A 16,270-nucleotide genomic window follows, 5' to 3' on the forward strand; every position below is an offset into this window, starting at 1 on the left:
ACCTTGAGAGAATCGGAGGAATAACCAATGGAAGCTTTTAAGAAATTAACAGGAATTGTTGCCCCGGTGGACCGGGTTAATGTGGATACGGATGCGATCATCCCCAAGCAGTTTTTGAAGCGGATTGAACGGACCGGCTTCGGCCAGTTTCTGTTCTATGAATGGCGTTTTGATGAAGCGGGTCAGGATAACCCTGCTTTTGAGATGAACAAACCGCGCTATCAGGGCGCCTCTGTGCTGATCTCGCGGGCCAACTTCGGCTGCGGCTCCTCGCGTGAGCATGCGCCGTGGGCGATTATGGATTACGGGTTCCGGGCCGTAATCGCGCCTTCTTTTGCCGATATCTTCTATAATAACTGCTTCAAGAACGGCATTCTGCCGCTCAAGCTGACGGAAGAGCAGGTTGAAGATCTGTTCAAGCGCACCGCAGCACATGAAGGCTATCAGTTGACGGTGGATCTGGAGAACAACAAGATCAGCGATGAATACGGTCTGGAGATCAAATTCGAGCTTGACGAGCACCGCCGCCAGTTCCTGCTGCTCGGACTTGACGACATTGGCCTGACGCTGCAGCATGCCGATGCCATCTCTGCTTATGAGGACCAGCACGCAGCCAAGCTGTTTGCCTGAAATAGCTGATCCGCAGTGTATATTAAATTTACACAAAACTTCTATTTCCGGTGTCGGAAATAGAAGTTTTTTTGCTATAATCGAGATATTCTTGCCGGAGCAGGCAACTTTTGGAGATTTCTGTCGTCTATATGTTAACTATGATTCTATCAAGTGCCGAAGGAGAGGAAAGGGATGAAGAGAGCCGGACAACGGGTGCTATTCCTGTTGCTGCTGCCGCTGTTGCTACTGTCATTCGCCGGCCACGAGGCTGCCGCTGCGGGAAGCGGCGCTGGAAAGATTGTGATGGACAGCAAGGAGCTGACGCTGCCGAAGGGAATCAGTCTTGAAAATGTGAATGGAAGCGTTATGATTCCGATCCGCGTCGTTGTGGAGAACCTGGGATTCGAGGTCCTGTGGGAACAGCAGTCACGTACGGTTACTGTGCAGCAGGACGGAAAGAAAGTTCAACTGGCGGTCGGGAGCAAGAAAGCCGAAGCCGACGGCGTGGCACTGGAGTTAAATGCCGCTCCGAAGCAAACGGGAGGAACGGTGCTGGTGCCGATCCGGTTTGTAAGCGAACAATTCGGTCTCAAGGTTGGCTGGGACAATACGGATAAGACGGTATACATAAGCGGTGGAATAGCCGTACCCGAGCCTACTGCAGCGCCGCTGCCCTCCGCGACTCCTCTGCCTGTTATTAGTCCGTCCGCGCCGGCGGCGACAGCTGCTCCAGACGCGGCTTCGCCTGCACCGGCCGCCACCCCGGTACCGACAGTTACACCGGCTACGCAGGGCACGGCTCTTCCGGCGGTCATGGGCGCAGTATTCAGCGAGAATCGCCTGATGATCGCCGTTTCCGGCGGCATCAAGCCAAGCGTCCAGAAGCTGACGGGACCTGACCGTATTGTTGTTGACTTCCAGGGAGCGGGCTTCTCGGCGGATTTCGCGCAGAATCTTCCTATGCTAGCCGCGAGCGGCACGCCGCAAGGCAAGCTGGATGTGTCCGGGTATCCGCTGGTAACGGAAATCAGATATGCGATGTTCAGCGTCAGTCCTCCGACCGCCCGGTTCGTGATCCAGACGGTCGGCAGCCAGGCTTATCAGTTAACCACGGATGATGTCACTGGCCTTGTGACCATCGACCTTAACGCTCTTCCGAACAGCGGTACAGGCATTCCGGTCATTGGCGGTGCCAAGCCGATAGTAGTGCTGGATGCCGGTCATGGCGGAACAGATCCGGGTGCCTCCAGCCTTACAGGGAAACGGGAAAAGGATATGAACCTATCGGTTGTAATGAAACTGGGGGCGCTGTTAACCCAGGAAGGATTGGTTGATGTTGTATATACGCGAGGGGCAGACACAACGATCGGACTCAAAGACCGGGTGAAGGTTGCCGAGACCGCCGGCGCCGATCTCTTCATCTCGGTTCACGGCAATTCGCTGGATAAGGATTACCCTAACCGCGAGAAGATCAATGGCAGTGAAACCTACTATACGCGCAGTTCAAGCCTGCCGTTGGCCGAAGTGCTGCATAAGCATTTGCTGGCGGCAACCGGCTTCAAGGATAACGGAATCCGCAGTAAAAGCCTTCATGTGACCCGGGAAACGACGATGCCGGCCGTGCTGCTGGAAGTGGGTTATCTGACCAATCCGGGAAATGAGGCGGCTATGTACAGCGAGGCTCTGCAGGACAATCTGGCCCGGGAGCTGGCAGCCGGGATCAAAGAATATTTAGGTCTGTAACGAAGAGGACAGCTGTGCCGTTGCCGGCATAGGGCGGTTACCATGGAAGATATTCGCAACTTTTAAGGAAAAGCGGCGTCTATACAATGTCGAGGGTTGTCAGTGGCTGTATCATCACGAACGCCTAACTCGGGCGGAATACTAGATTTTTGAGGTGAAGAATGAAGAAATTTGCTTTTACCCTGTTGCTGCTGCTCTTTGTAATTGTATTGCCGGAACACGGACAAGCTGCCTCCGGAACCAGTAAGATCATTCTCGACGGCAAAGAAATAACTGCCGGCCAGAACGCTCCGGTGGAGAATGTTAACGGTACGGTAATGGTGCCTCTCCGAATGATTGCCGAGAATCTGGGCTACAAGGTGGACTGGAACCAGACGACCAAGACGGTCACCATCGAACAGCAGGGCAAAAGCCTGAAGCTGGTTGTGAATCAAACCTCGGCCTCCGTCGACGACAAAACGGTTATCCTGCCGGTAGCTCCGCTGCTGCGCTCGGATACGACGCTGGTGCCGCTGCGCTTCATTGCGGAGCAGTTCGGCCTGTCTGTCGATTGGGACAACACACAGAAGATCGTAACACTTATTACCCCGCAGATCCCGGATAGTAACACCGGTAGCGGCTCCGGGAGCGGAGGGACAGGCGTGGTCACCCCGCCGTCGGGTAATACAAGCGGACTGACAATGATTAACGGCGTCAGCTTCAGCGAGAACCGCTTGATTATCGCTATGGAAGGATCGTCCGTACCGAAGATCTCCAAGATGAGCGGGCCAGAGCGGATTGTAATTGATCTGCCTGGAGCCACCTTCTCTGATCTGTTCGGAAGCGGCCAGGAGCTTGACCCTAATCTGAACGGCAAGCTGGCCGTGACAGATTATCCGGATGTGTCCGGAGTGCGTTACTCCTTATTCAGCACTGATCCTTATACGGTTCGCTTTGTGATTGATTTGAATCATGCCAAGAATTACAGCATGGAGGTAACCGGAGACACGTCGAAGCTGGTTATCGTTGATCTTAATGCGCAGAGCACGGAGGATACAGCTACACTTCCGGGTGCAAGCGGGCGTAAGCTTGTTGTGCTGGACGCAGGGCACGGGGCGAAGGATTCCGGCGCCGTAGGCGTCACAGGCAAATACGAGAAGAACTTCAATCTGGCAATCGTCCTCAAGACGGCGGAATTGCTGAAGAAAGAGAGCAATATCGACGTTGTGCTGACCCGCAGCGACGATACGTTCCTCGAGCTCAAGGACCGGGCGGCCATGGCCAACAATCTTAACGCCGACATGTTCATCTCTGTACACGCCAACGCAAACTCGTCCTCGGCGGCGAGCGGAACGGAGACGTATTACCAGCGGGAAGCAAGCAAGGCTTTGGCCAATGTGATGCATAAATATCTGGTGCAAGCAACCGGTCTCAAGGACCGCGGCGTCAGATACGGCAATTTCCATGTCATTCGTGAGACGAAAATGCCGGCTGTATTGCTGGAGGCTGGTTATCTGAGCAATAAAGGCGATGAGGCGGCCCTCTTTACAGAGGCTCTGCAGAATAAGGTAGCCGCAGGCATCGTCAGCGGAATAAAGGAATACTTCGGGTTATAACAGCAGCCAAGCGGCAGATCGGGGCCGCAAAGTCAACTTTTGATCCGGCAGACCCGGATAAGCAGGCTTTGCGGCTCTGCCCTGCCTATATTCATCTAGAGGGGGTAATGTTCATGAACAAAAAATTGACGCAAGCAGGCATTGCCGCACTTCTTCTGCTGGTAATAGCAGGCTGCGGCGAGAAGCCGACAGCGGCGCCGGCCGAGAATGCGGGAGTAACCGATCCGGCGGTCGTGAATGGCTCGGCAGGAAGCGACGCGGGCAACGGCAGCGCCGGCAACACCGGCAGCGGGAATGCACCGGCAACGGCGCAGCCTTCCGTGCAGCCTTCAACAGAGCCATCTGCCCCGGCGGCCACCGAAGCCCCGGTACCGGAGAAGCAAAGTGAAAGCATCAAAGTGTATTATACCGATCCCGAGCAGCTGGAGCTGGTTGCGTCGGAAGCAACTGTAGCTTTTGCCGATCAGGCGGAGAAATATACAGAGGCCTTCAAGGCGCTGCAGAACAGCGGACAAGAGAGCCTTGTCCCGTTGTGGTCCAAGATTGAGCTGAAATCACTGGAGTTCAAGGACGGGCTAATCACGATGGATATTCATAAGCCGCAGGAAGCCCAGCTTGGAGCGGGTGGTGAGGCGATGGCGATCAGCGCGCTTGCCCAGACTCTGTTCCAATTCACTGAGGTGCAGAGCGTGGAGCTGCTGGTTGACGGGGAGCAAGTCGAGAGCCTGATGGGGCATGTTGACCTCGAGCATCCGATGACCCGAGAGAACAGCGGCTTATAATGGCCGGATATCTCCTAATTACATCTTTGAATTTCCGAACTTCCTAACTATTATGTATCTCAGAGAGGGGTAATCCGCTTGTCCGGTCAAAAGAAACTTAAACCCACACTAAAATCCTACACCTCTAAAGTGGCTTCCGCCGCACTGGCGGGAGCTATGGTATTCGGCGGAGCCGGAGCGGCATTTGCGGATACGGCGGCCGCCGCCCAGACTTCACAGACTGCCCAGTCCACGCAGACGACTACAACGGCCGCGCCTGCCGGGGCCTTCAGCGATGTCAAAACCGGATTTTGGGCCGAGAAGCATATTTACAAGCTCGCTGCCCAGGGCATTGTCGTCGGCAATAACGGATTATTCCGTCCGGGCGATTCCGTAACCCAGCAGGAAGCTGTGCTGATGGCGCTGCGGTTTATGAAGCTCACCGGCAACGTGGATACGTCGACCAATGTGGTGCTGCCGGCCAATTTCGAGGTATCCAATTATTACAAGCCTTATGTTGTACTGGCTCTCCAGCAAGGCTTGCTCGACAAGTCGACGGAAATGGCCGAGAGCAACCTGAAGACAGCCTGGGGTACACGCAAGGCCTCCCGTGAATGGGTCGCTGAGCTGCTCGTGCGCAGCCTGGGTAAGACTGCAGATGCCTCCTCAGTGGCTACATTGCCTACCGGCTTCGCCGATGACGCGAAAGTATCTGCCAGCAAACGCGGTTACATTAACACTGCCGTGAAGCTTGGCCTGGCCAACGGTCTGGACGGCAACCGGTTCGATCCCCAGGGAGCCGTTACGCGGGCCCAGTTGGCGACCTTCCTCAGCCGTGCCGAAGCCCAGCATAGCATAGTGTATGACAATACGGTCAGCGGTACCATCAGCTCCCTTCAGGGGAATCAGATGAAGGTCTACCATAACGGTGCTGAATCCACATTTAACCTGGGTGCCGGAACAGCTTATTTCACCAGTGCGTCGGAAACCAGAATTAGCCTGGGCGATCTTAAGCCTTACACCAAAGTAACCGTCATCGGCGCGACATATAATGCGGCGTACGTCGAGGTTACGGACGGGACGGTGCAGCTTGAGACGCTGGAGGGCACTTTTGCCAAAATCGCCCAAGGCACTATCTGGCTGGATACCCCAGCGGGCTACGATCAATATGTCTATGATGCCAATACAGTGTTCGTCGATGTAAACGGTGCAACAATTACTCCGGTCTCGATTGCAGCGGACAGCAAGGTTTCCCTGCAGCGTGAGACTTACAGCGGAGACCGCAAGCTGGTCAAGGTTCAGGTCACCTCCGGAATCGTCAACAAGACAGCGGCGGGAACAATCCAGAGCATTGATCTGGCCACGAAGAGCCTGACCTTCAAGACCGCTTCAGGAACCAGTGAAACGTTCAAATGGGAGGATGGAGCCGCCATCTTCAAAGCACAGTCCTCGGTCCTGCAGGCTTCCGATTTGAAGGTAGGCGCAGCGGTCAACTATACCATCAAGAATAATATGATTCTTTCGGTGGATGTTACTTCCGGTACAGAGCGCGTGGTTGAAGGACTGCTCAATGAAGTTACCAATTCCAGTCTTGTCTACAAAAAAGCGGATGGTACCCGTGAAGCTAAGCTGCTGGCTAATCTTCCGGCAGTTGTCATTCCCGAGATAACCGGTGCAACGATCAACGATCTGATGGCCGATGCGAAGAGCGGCGACACTGTACGGCTTACCTTGAACAGCAGCGATCAGGTTACCCGGATTGAAGTCATTGCCCGTAAAGTAGTACAGCATACAGGCGCTTCGGTGCTGTCTTACAATAGCAAGACACTGATGCTGACCTACATGGACAGCGCGGGCAAGGCGCATCTGGTGCAGCTGGATAAGGATACCAAGCTTGCGTATGACGGGGTGGCGGCACCCTCCCTTGAGGGGATTGCTACCCGGTTGACTGAAGGACGCAAGGTGAATGTGACGGCCTTGGAAGAACGGGCCCAGCTTGTGGAGATTTCTACTCAGTACACCGGCACCTTGACTTCCAGCAGTGTTCCGACCAATACTTTTGTGCTGAAGCTGGCCGGAAATCAGTCGCTTACGCTGCCGCTGCCGCAAAGTGTGGATCTGTTCGGCAAAAAAACAGCCACCATCAGCGATATCCCGGTCGGCAGCCAGGTTACAGCCTATCTTGGCGGGAACCAGTCAATCGTTACAATTGTACGGGCTGTTTCGTCCGCACAATTGCAGATTACGGCCGTCAATGCAGCGAACAACCAGCTTACTGTTACCGGAACGGCAGGGAATTTCGTGTTCAATACGCTGGCGGTGAAGCTGTTAAATGAAGCTGGCCAGTCTATAACGCTCAGTGACCTCAAAGCCGGAGATTATATCAATGTTAATTTCCTCGGCAGCAACCCTACTTCGATTCAAGCGGTAAAGGTGTCTGCCGGTGCGGTGACAGCGGTTGATGCGGCGGCGGGTACATTGACGGTTAAAGACTATGCAGGCGCTACCCAGACATTGAGCGTCGGAACAGCTGTTAAGATTGTCCGCGACGGTGCTACGGCAACATCGCTCAGCAGTCTGACCACAGCAGACCGCGTCGAAGTCCGCAAGGATGTTGATGGTTCAACAACGATCCGGGTATTTGCACAGCAAAGCAAGGTGTTCTGGAAGATGGACGGCTCTTCGCTGCTGCTGGCCAAACGCTCCAGCGCCAGCGATACGAATTACCAGTTCACGCTTTCGCCAAATGTATATATTCATCAAGGAGACACGACATTATCCGTGCAATCTTTGAAAGAAAATGATAATATTATAATGTATCTTCACAACAATGTTGTGGTTGAAATTGTGAAACAATAACGGCACTGGTGGACTTCCGTGTGAAACACCGTCTTGACGCAGGCCTGACTTGCGTCAAGACGTTTTTTTTGAACCAGAAGAAGGTTGAATGCTGATCTGAATCTGCCAGTGAACCGGCTTGCGTGGAGGGAACGCTATGAAGGTCGCAGAGGTTCGCCACATCCTGGATACCATCGGCGGCATGTTTCCTGAAGCCCACTGCGAGCTGAATCACAGCAACGCCTTTGAATTGACCATTGCGGTGCTGCTGTCGGCGCAGTGTACAGATGCGACAGTAAACAAAGTCACCGAGAATCTGTTCCAGAAATACAAGACTCCGCTCGATTACATCTCCGTTCCTCTGGAAGAGCTGGAGGGGGATATCCGCCGAATCGGACTCTACCGCAACAAGGCCAAGCACATTCAGAACCTGTGCCGAATTCTGATCGAACAGTACGGGGGAGAGGTGCCGCAGGCGCACGATCAGTTGGTAACCCTGCCGGGAGTCGGCCGGAAGACCGCTAATGTGGTGGTTTCGAACGCTTTTGGCGTTCCGGCGATTGCGGTGGATACGCATGTGGAGCGTGTTGCCAAACGGCTCGCGCTGGCCGGATGGAATGACTCCGTGCTGGAGGTGGAGAAGAAGCTGATGAAGGCCGTTCCGCGCGAGGAGTGGACGCTGACGCATCATCGGCTGATCTTTTTTGGACGGTATCATTGCAAAGCGCAAAATCCGGGATGTCAGGTTTGTCCGCTGCTGGATGTATGCCGCGAAGGCAAGAAACGTATGAAAACCTCGGTAATCAGAAAGAATAATGAGGGCCGGGGAACAAGCAAATTGTCAGAGACGAAGAAGAGGATGGGATAGAGATGAAATGCATTTCTGTGTATACCGATAATTTTGAGACATTTTCCGATATTTTCGACCGTGTGGTGGAAAGCCCGCTGCAAGAGAACGAAGAGCAGGAAGTGGAAGGCATCACAATCAGCCACTCCGGCGATGTACCTGAGCATTACCTGGAGCGGATGTCCCAGAAGCCGGAAGTCGTAGTGATGAAGGACAAGTCCCGCGGCTTGACCATTCTGCAGCACGGCAAAGTATTCGAAATTCTGCTGCCTGTACTGGAAACAGCCTAAGCGGCTGCATGCAGGACAAGTCCCGCAGATTATACATTGACTGAAGATGAAGAGCTGGCCTTGGGGCCGGCTTTTTTGCTTAGCTGAGAAGGAGGGACGTTCAGCAGAGCAAAGCTTACCGCAAATAATCCGGGATTGGCGAAATTGGGCGGTTGCGACCGATATAAGATAGCTTGGGGGAAGTGCAGAAGCTTACGGATTTGTAAGGAATTATAGCGTTTTTTGTAAAGGGAAAGCATTGATTTGTCCATAGCCGATGCTACAATGGAGGTAGCTTTGGCTATATAGAGCATAATAAACTGAGCAATCAATGCTCAAGAAATGCTCAAATAAGCAGCAGTGAACGAGATGCGTGATAGATGGAAGTAGCAATGGGTCGTAAAAGTAGTAGCAGATCGGGTAAGCGGCAATAGATCGTAAAAGTAGCAAAGATCGTAGTAAGCTGCGATAGATCGTAAAAGTAACAAAGATCGTGTAAGCAGCAATAGATTGTAAATACATCAATAGATCGTATTACAGCAATAGATCATAAATGTAGCTTCAGCTTTCATGTCGGCCTTTATTTTTATCTTAAGATATATTATTTTAATATAAATGAAGTGAATAAACCACTGAGATGTGGAGAATAGAAATAGAGACAAGGGAATAGGGAGAGAAACTAGGAAATTGGGACAAGGGAACAGGAACAGAAGCTAGGAAACAGGGACAAGGAACAAGAAACAAGGAACAACGAATAAGAACTGGATCAAAGGAACAAGTAACAAGGGAACAAGGGAACAAAAACTAGAAACTAGTACCTTGACCTCACCAATTGTAGTTATGCACCATCTATTTGCAAGTAAGGCTGGGAAGTCCGCACCTACATCCCTATCCCGTGAACAAGCCCACAAACAGCACAGTCAGGCTAATCAATCCTATTGTAGGCGAAAAATCGACTATAATGGGCTACCGTGAAGGTAAATAGGGCAAACGTAGGCGAAAAATCGACCACAATGTCTTGCCGTGGAGGAAAATAGACCCATTGTAGTCGAAAAATCGACCACAATGTCTTGCTGTGGAGGAAAACAGACCCATTGTAGTCGAAAAATCGACCATAATGAGCTACCGTGAAGGTAAATAAGGCATACGTAGGCGAAAAACCGACCACAATCCATAAACCAAGCTCACCTATTGAAAAGCAGGACAGTACCTTAAAGTTCTCAGGTTGCTCTTTTTCAGGGTTAGTGGAAAGTCGCTACCTAGTTTCATCTGTACGTTAGTGTTTGCATCGCCGAATTGGCTGCTTAGAACGGCTCCAGCAAGAAGTGACTGTGTGGGAAGCGACACGAAACCAGGGACAGAAATCGGTGTAATGGCACTTTACAACCAAGCAAGCTAGAGGGGAATTAAAGCACTTATACCCTGGAATTTGAATGGGTCAAGGTAGGTACTAGACCACCTGGCACATACAAATTGATCAACTGCTTGCTTAAACGATTGCAGGTTTTGGCAAAGGCAGAGGCATGCTGTTGTAAATTTGAAACCGGTTACTTTGGCCCGTCTATGTTGCTTACGGATCTTACAGGCTTTATTTCTCGGAAAGTCGATGTTTGGTTAGAGGAAGGGACTACAGTCCGCTTATTTTAGCAGTATAGACAAATGTATGCGTTGTCACATTAAAATAAGGCCTGTGGTGTCGATACGCTCTCCACAAGTTACAAAAGTGAAGAGGCGGTGTAAGTGGTAGTGAAGGTAGCACTGTGAGTGGTGGTGAAAGTGGCGCTGTGAGTGGCAGTGAAATTGGTAATTGAATGGTAATAATAATTTCAACAGCAGCGCGAGAGGATACACCGACAGTGAAGTGTGCGGAAATCAGAGTAACAGCAGCGTAGGGTAGCTTTTGAGATATAGCGATTGATTAGTGTCGACGTTACTGAGACGCTACAGAAAGGCTAATGTCGTAAGTAAGTCAGGCAGCCTGTGAATTTCCACTGTGAATAGCAGGAAGGACCATGAAATACTTATAAAGCAAATAAGGATACGGCAGTGGAGGGATGACGGATGGCTGCGGAACGGGCGAAAAAGGAAGTAATGCAGGAAGCTATGCCGCTCAAGGCGCTGGAGCAGCTGCTGGAGAGCTGGGGAGCATACGAGGAGTGTCAGATGGTGGCTGATCTTCAAGCCAAGCTGCTATCTGAGGAGCTGACCCTGGCTTTCTGCGGGCATTTCTCTGCAGGGAAGTCGTCGATGATCAACCGGCTGTGCGGGAGCAGTGTGTTGCCTTCCGGACCTGTGCCGACAAGTGCAAACGTTGTCGCGATCCGCAGCGGCCCGCCGCGCGTCATGCTGTACCCCCGGGAGGGTCAGGCTGCAGAACCCGTGGAGACGACACCGGATCTGCTGCATGAGTACTGCCGCAGCGGCGAACAGTATGAGAGTATCGCGATCTGGACGGAAGCGCCGCTGCTGCGAGCCCATGGCGTGCTGCTGGATACACCCGGGGTCGACTCGACCGATGACGGACACCAGGCGGCGACGCACTCGGCGCTGCATCTGGCGGATGTGGTGTTCTATGTGATGGACTATAATCATGTGCAGTCCGAGAATAATCTGGCTTTTGCCAAAACCTTAAGCGATTGGGGCAAGCCTCTGTATCTGCTTGTCAATCAGATCGATAAACACCGGGAACGGGAAATTCCACTGGCGGAATACCGGGAGCAGGTGGAGAGTGCATTTGCTCATTGGGGGGTACAGTATGCGGGAATTCTGTTCACCTCGCTTAAAGCACCCGAGCATCCGCTCAATCAGTGGAATGCGCTGACCGACTTGATCGGGGGGCTGCTGCAGCAGAGGGAGGGTCTGCTGCGCCATAGTGTGTCGGCTTCGGCGCAGCATGCCGCAGACGCTGCTCTGAAGGCATACCGCGACAGCCAGGAGGAGGCGCGGCAGGAGCAGCTGGCGCTGCTGGCAGGTGCGGATGCCGTCCAGGTGCAGCGGCAGCTGGACGATATGGCTGCGGAAGCACAAGCCTTGGCTGCGCTGCCGGAAGAAGCGAAGCTGAAGCTGCGCGCCGCGCTGGATAAGGCACTGGCGGGCAGCAATCTGATGCCTGCCGATGTGCGGGACGCGGCGGCGGCCTATCTGGAGAGCGCCGCGCCCGGGTTCCGCCCGGGGCTCTTCTCCGGCCCGGCGAAGCGGGAGAAGGAGCGCGGGAAGCGGCTGGATGCCTGGCATCAGCTGCTGAGCCGCGAGATTGCCGCCCAGCTGGACCGGCATCTGCTGCAGCTGGTACGGGAGTGGGCCGGGAGCCTGGACCTGTGGAGCGATGAAGCGGAAGCAGTGCTCATCAAGGCGTACCCGGCCATCACCAGAGAGTGGCTGGCGGCATACGTGCAGCCGGGCACCGGATTCACCGGCGAGGCGCTGCTGAATTTCTGCCGCGGCCTGGCGGCAGAAATCAAGGCGCTCTACCGCCGGGCGACGCTTTCGCTCGGCGACGAGCTGCTGGCACAGCTGCCGCCGCTGCTAGAGGAGCGGCGCGCCGACCTCGCGCGCCGCGAAGCGGCCCTGGCGCGCCAGGCCCAGGCGCTGGCTGCGCTGGCCGCCCTGGACCGCGCGGCGGCTGCCCGCGCGGAGTTGCTCGCGGCGCAGCTGCCGCCGCGAGCAACCCTCACCCCCGGCCTGTTGCCGGGGGTGCCCGGGGCCGCGCCCGCAGCCGGCGCGGCGCCGCAGGCCGCCCAGCCGCTGCGCCGCGCGGCTGGAAGCTCCGCCGCCGCAGGCTGGGCGGCGGAGCCGGTATCGCCGGCGGGCGGACGCCGCCGGCTGGGTGCGGCCGCGGCGGCGCTGAACGCCGCGGCGCAGCTGCTGCGCGCCGAGCCGGCCATGGGCTCGGCGGCGCGCGGCCTGGCGACCCGGGCGCAGGCGCTCGACGCCGGCCGGTTCACGCTGGCGCTGTTCGGGGCGTTCAGCGCGGGTAAATCCTCCTTCGCCAACGCCCTGCTCGGCGAAGAGGTGCTGCCCGTGTCGCCGCATCCCGCCACGGCCGCGGTGAACCGCATTCTTGCGCCGGACGGAACCACGGCCCACGGCCAGGCGGTCGTGACCATGAAGACGGCGGAGGAGATCTGGGAGGATATCCTCCACTCCTTCAGCGTGCTGCAGCTGCCGCCGCCGGCCCGGGAGTTGTGGACGGACACCGCTGCCGGGCTTACGGCATCCGGCCGGCATCCGGCCGCCCTGCCGCATGCCGGATTCCTGCGGGCTGCTGCCTCCGGCTGGAAGGAAGCGGAGGGTCTACTTGGCAGCGTACGGACGGTGGACCTGGCAGAGTACCGCAGCCTGGTGGCTGAAGAGACGCGCGCCTGCTTCGTGCGGGGCATCGACCTGTATTATGACTGCCCGCTGACCGCCGCCGGGATCGTGCTCGTCGATACTCCCGGAGCGGATTCGCTGCATGCCCGGCATACCGGTGTGACCTTTAATTACATGAAGAACGCCGATGCGATTCTCTTCCTGACCTACTATAACCATGCTTTCTCCAAAGCGGACCGCAGCCTGCTAGCCCAGCTCGGCCGAATCAAGGACAGCTTCGCCCTCGACAAAATGTTCTTCATCATCAACGCCTCCGATCTGGCAGGCGATGAAGCCGAGCTTGCCGAAGTGGAGCGGCATGTGGCCGATAACCTGCGTGCGGCGGGCCTGACGGCTCCGCGTATCTTCGCCCTCTCCAGCCTGCATGCGCTGGAGAGCAAGCTGGCCGGCGACCGGCAGCGTTATGACGCTTCACGGTTCCGGGCATTTGAACAAGCGCTGGCGGATTTTGCCGGCGAAGAGCTGCCACGGCTGGCGCTGCACTCCGCCGGAGAGTCCCTTGCCGCAGTGCGGCAAAGGGCAGAGGAATGGCGGCAGCTTGCTGCGGCGGAGGCGGGCCGGCGGGAGGAGAATCTGCGGGAATGGCAGCTGCGCAGGCAGCTGGCCGAGACAAGGCTGAACGCTCTTGCCGAAGAGCAGCGGCCGGTGCGCGACCTGCGCCGCGAAGGCGAAGAGCTGGTCTATCATGTGCGCCAGCGGCTGGCGTTCGGCTTCGGCCGTTTCTTCCAGGAATCCTTCCATCCTTCTTTGCTGCGTGAGGATAACGGAAAGCTGAAAGACATCTTCACAGCCTGCGGCAGAGATCTGGAACGCTCTCTGCAACGGGAGCTGGAGCAGGAGCTATGGGCCACTACGCTGCGAATGGAGCAGACCGGGCGCAGGCTGGTACAGGCAGCTGCGCTGGCCGCAGCTGCCGATTTATCCATCCCGGAGCAGGAGCTACTGCTGTTGACGGATGGCGGTGAGGCGTGGGCGGTTCCGGCCAAGCTGGAATGCCGGCTGGCTCCGCTTGACTGGAGCCTGCTATTTGGCCGTTTTAAATCGCCGCGCCACTTCTTTGAAGGTCCAGGGAGGGCCGAGGTACGGGCAGCGGCGGAGCCGTGGCTGAAAGAGGCGATAGCCGGTGCAGCGGCAGGTGCGGAGCAGGTGTTGCTCAGCTATTATACAGAGGCTGCGGAACTGGCACTGGGCCGGGCGGCACAGCTGCTCCGGGACAGCCTGCTGGAACAGGAGAATGCGCTCTCCGGGCTGCTGAAGGGAGGTGATGCCGCCGGTCACTGGGACAGTATCGGACAGCAGTTAGCCAAGCTTGAAGCTGCTTTGGGCGATATTATTAACGGGAAGATGTGAAGTTTGTAGTAAAATGTCGAAGAACACTTGCAAATTCGACGGGAATGGCAGAAAATAAAAGAAGCCTGAAAATTTACAAAACAACAGAGTTGTTTACAGAAATAATGAGGAAACAACGAAGTTCCCGTACCACCGGCGGTATATGCCGCCGCCCTTGTAAGACCGGCAGTTTAAACCCAATGGAAAAAGAGGTTGAAAACGACAATGTGGGGAGCTCCCTTTTCAGCCCATAGCCGCAAGCTGCTGCTGCTTGGCAGCGGTGAACTGGGTAAGGAAGTTATTATTGAAGCTCAGCGCCTTGGCGTAGAGACCGTAGCTGTTGACCGTTATGACCATGCTCCGGCTATGGGCGTTGCCCACCGCTCCCATGTCATCGACATGCTGGATGCGGAGGCGCTGAAGTCGCTCATCCGTGCGGAGAAACCGGATGTCATTGTTCCCGAGATTGAAGCGATCGCAACTCCGGCCCTTCTGGAACTGGAAGCGGAAGGCTTTACGGTGGTGCCGACGGCCCGGGCCACACGGCTCACGATGGACCGCGAAGGCATCCGCCGGCTGGCGGCCGAGGAACTGGGCTTGCCGACCGCAGCCTACCGTTTTGCCGACAGTCTGGACGAGCTGCGCCAGGCGGTAGAGGAAATCGGCACGCCTTGCGTCATCAAGCCGATTATGAGTTCCTCGGGCAAAGGCCAGAGCGTCTGCAGGACATTCGGCGATGTCGAATCATGCTGGAACACGGCTCTGGAAGGCGCGCGTGCCAAGGGCACCCGGGTCATCGTGGAGGCTTTTGTCCGCTTTGAGAGCGAGATTACGTTATTGACCGTACGCACTGTGAACGGTACTGTGTTTTGTCCGCCGATCGGACATATCCAGAAGGACGGCGACTATGTGGAATCATGGCAGCCGCATCCAATGGACGAGAAGGTGCTGGAAGAAGCCAGGGATATTGCCCGGAAAGTGACGGATCAGCTTGGCGGGCTGGGCATTTTTGGGGTGGAGCTGTTTCTGACCCCTGAAGGTGTGCTGTTCAGCGAGGTATCGCCAAGACCGCATGATACCGGTATGGTTACCATGGTGACGCAGGATTTATCGGAATTTGCTTTGCATGTCAGAGCCATTCTTGGCTTTCCGCTGGACTCGGTGCAGCTGTTGACACCGGGGGCATCGGCCACCCTGAAGGCGGAGACGGCAGCCCGGGATTTTGCTGTGACCGGAATCGGCGAAGCGTTATCGCTTCCAAGGACCCAGGTCAGAGTATTCGGCAAGCCGGAGACCCGTGCCGGACGGCGGATGGCCGTGGCGCTCAGCGCCGCGGAAGATGTGGAAATCGCGCGGACTACCGCCAGACAGGCGGCGTCTATGCTAAAAGTGGAGGTAAAATCGAGATGAACAGTAGTACTCAGGAGCAGGTACTGCAAATTCGCAAATGCGGCATGGATGATCTGCAATGTGTGACAGCCCTTTTGCGGGAATTCGGCTATCCGACAACGCTTAGCGTGATGAAAGAGAGAATGGAAGGCATGGAGCAGGATTCATTCCGGCGCACAATGGTCGCTGAACTGAATGATGAAGTAGTGGGTATGATTGAACTTCGGCAGGTGCATTCCTATTACAAGCAAGCGGATTGTATTATGGAAATCACCGCGCTGATCGTAGGAGAGGAACACAGAGGAAGCGGACTCGGCCGGAGACTGGTGTCTGCCGCCGAAGAGTTTGCCCGTGAGCGTGGCTGCAGTCAGGTATTTCTGCGCAGCGGCAACCGGGTGGAGCGCGCACCGGCGCATGCTTTTTACCGCCATGTCGGCTTCGAAATGTCCAGCGGCTACCGTTTCAGCAAGAAACTGAAATAATCCAATACGTATACAATCATTCCCATCCCGGCGA

General features: G+C 55.6%; 10 protein-coding genes. All 10 read left to right on the plus strand.

From position 1 onward, the window contains the following. The first annotated feature begins 27 nt into the window (after window positions 1-27). On the plus strand, window positions 28-630 hold the full coding sequence (gene leuD, locus F1379_RS21135; protein ID WP_150273658.1) for a 3-isopropylmalate dehydratase small subunit: 603 nt from the start codon (window positions 28-30) through the stop codon (window positions 628-630). 174 nt (window positions 631-804) lie between these two features. Further along, the gene (locus F1379_RS21140) at window positions 805-2,355 is read left to right on the plus strand and encodes an N-acetylmuramoyl-L-alanine amidase family protein (protein ID WP_150273660.1); all 1,551 of its coding nucleotides are present in this window, start codon (window positions 805-807) and stop codon (window positions 2,353-2,355) included. A gap of 161 nt (window positions 2,356-2,516) precedes the next feature. Beyond that, window positions 2,517-3,950, plus strand: a complete 1,434-nt coding sequence (locus F1379_RS21145) for an N-acetylmuramoyl-L-alanine amidase family protein (protein WP_150273662.1) — start codon at window positions 2,517-2,519, stop codon at window positions 3,948-3,950. A gap of 113 nt (window positions 3,951-4,063) precedes the next feature. Further along, complete coding sequence (locus F1379_RS21150) at window positions 4,064-4,732, plus strand: GerMN domain-containing protein (RefSeq protein WP_150273664.1); 669 nt, start codon at window positions 4,064-4,066, stop codon at window positions 4,730-4,732. Window positions 4,733-4,810: 78 nt separating this feature from the next. Beyond that, complete coding sequence (locus F1379_RS21155; protein ID WP_150273666.1) at window positions 4,811-7,570, plus strand: S-layer homology domain-containing protein; 2,760 nt, start codon at window positions 4,811-4,813, stop codon at window positions 7,568-7,570. Window positions 7,571-7,706: 136 nt separating this feature from the next. Continuing rightward, on the plus strand, window positions 7,707-8,417 hold the full coding sequence (nth, locus tag F1379_RS21160) for an endonuclease III (protein ID WP_150273668.1): 711 nt from the start codon (window positions 7,707-7,709) through the stop codon (window positions 8,415-8,417). A 2-nt stretch (window positions 8,418-8,419) separates the two neighbouring features. Further along, window positions 8,420-8,686 (plus strand): NAD/NADP transhydrogenase alpha subunit, encoded by a 267-nt coding sequence (locus F1379_RS21165; RefSeq protein WP_150273670.1) that lies wholly within the window; start codon window positions 8,420-8,422, stop codon window positions 8,684-8,686. 2,040 nt (window positions 8,687-10,726) lie between these two features. Continuing rightward, window positions 10,727-14,386: a dynamin family protein gene (locus tag F1379_RS21170; RefSeq protein ID WP_150273672.1), complete on the plus strand. Its 3,660-nt coding sequence runs from the start codon at window positions 10,727-10,729 to the stop codon at window positions 14,384-14,386. Window positions 14,387-14,590: 204 nt separating this feature from the next. Beyond that, window positions 14,591-15,775: a formate-dependent phosphoribosylglycinamide formyltransferase gene (purT, locus tag F1379_RS21175; protein ID WP_150273771.1), complete on the plus strand. Its 1,185-nt coding sequence runs from the start codon at window positions 14,591-14,593 to the stop codon at window positions 15,773-15,775. Continuing rightward, entirely contained in the window at window positions 15,772-16,236 is a 465-nt protein-coding gene (locus F1379_RS21180) for a GNAT family N-acetyltransferase (RefSeq protein WP_150273674.1), read from the plus strand. The genes purT and F1379_RS21180 overlap by 4 nt, the downstream gene beginning before the upstream one ends. Window positions 16,237-16,270: the final 34 nt, after the last annotated feature.

It is taken from the genome of Paenibacillus tepidiphilus, assembly GCF_008635795.1.
Lineage (GTDB): Bacteria > Bacillota > Bacilli > Paenibacillales > Paenibacillaceae > Paenibacillus_AQ > Paenibacillus_AQ tepidiphilus.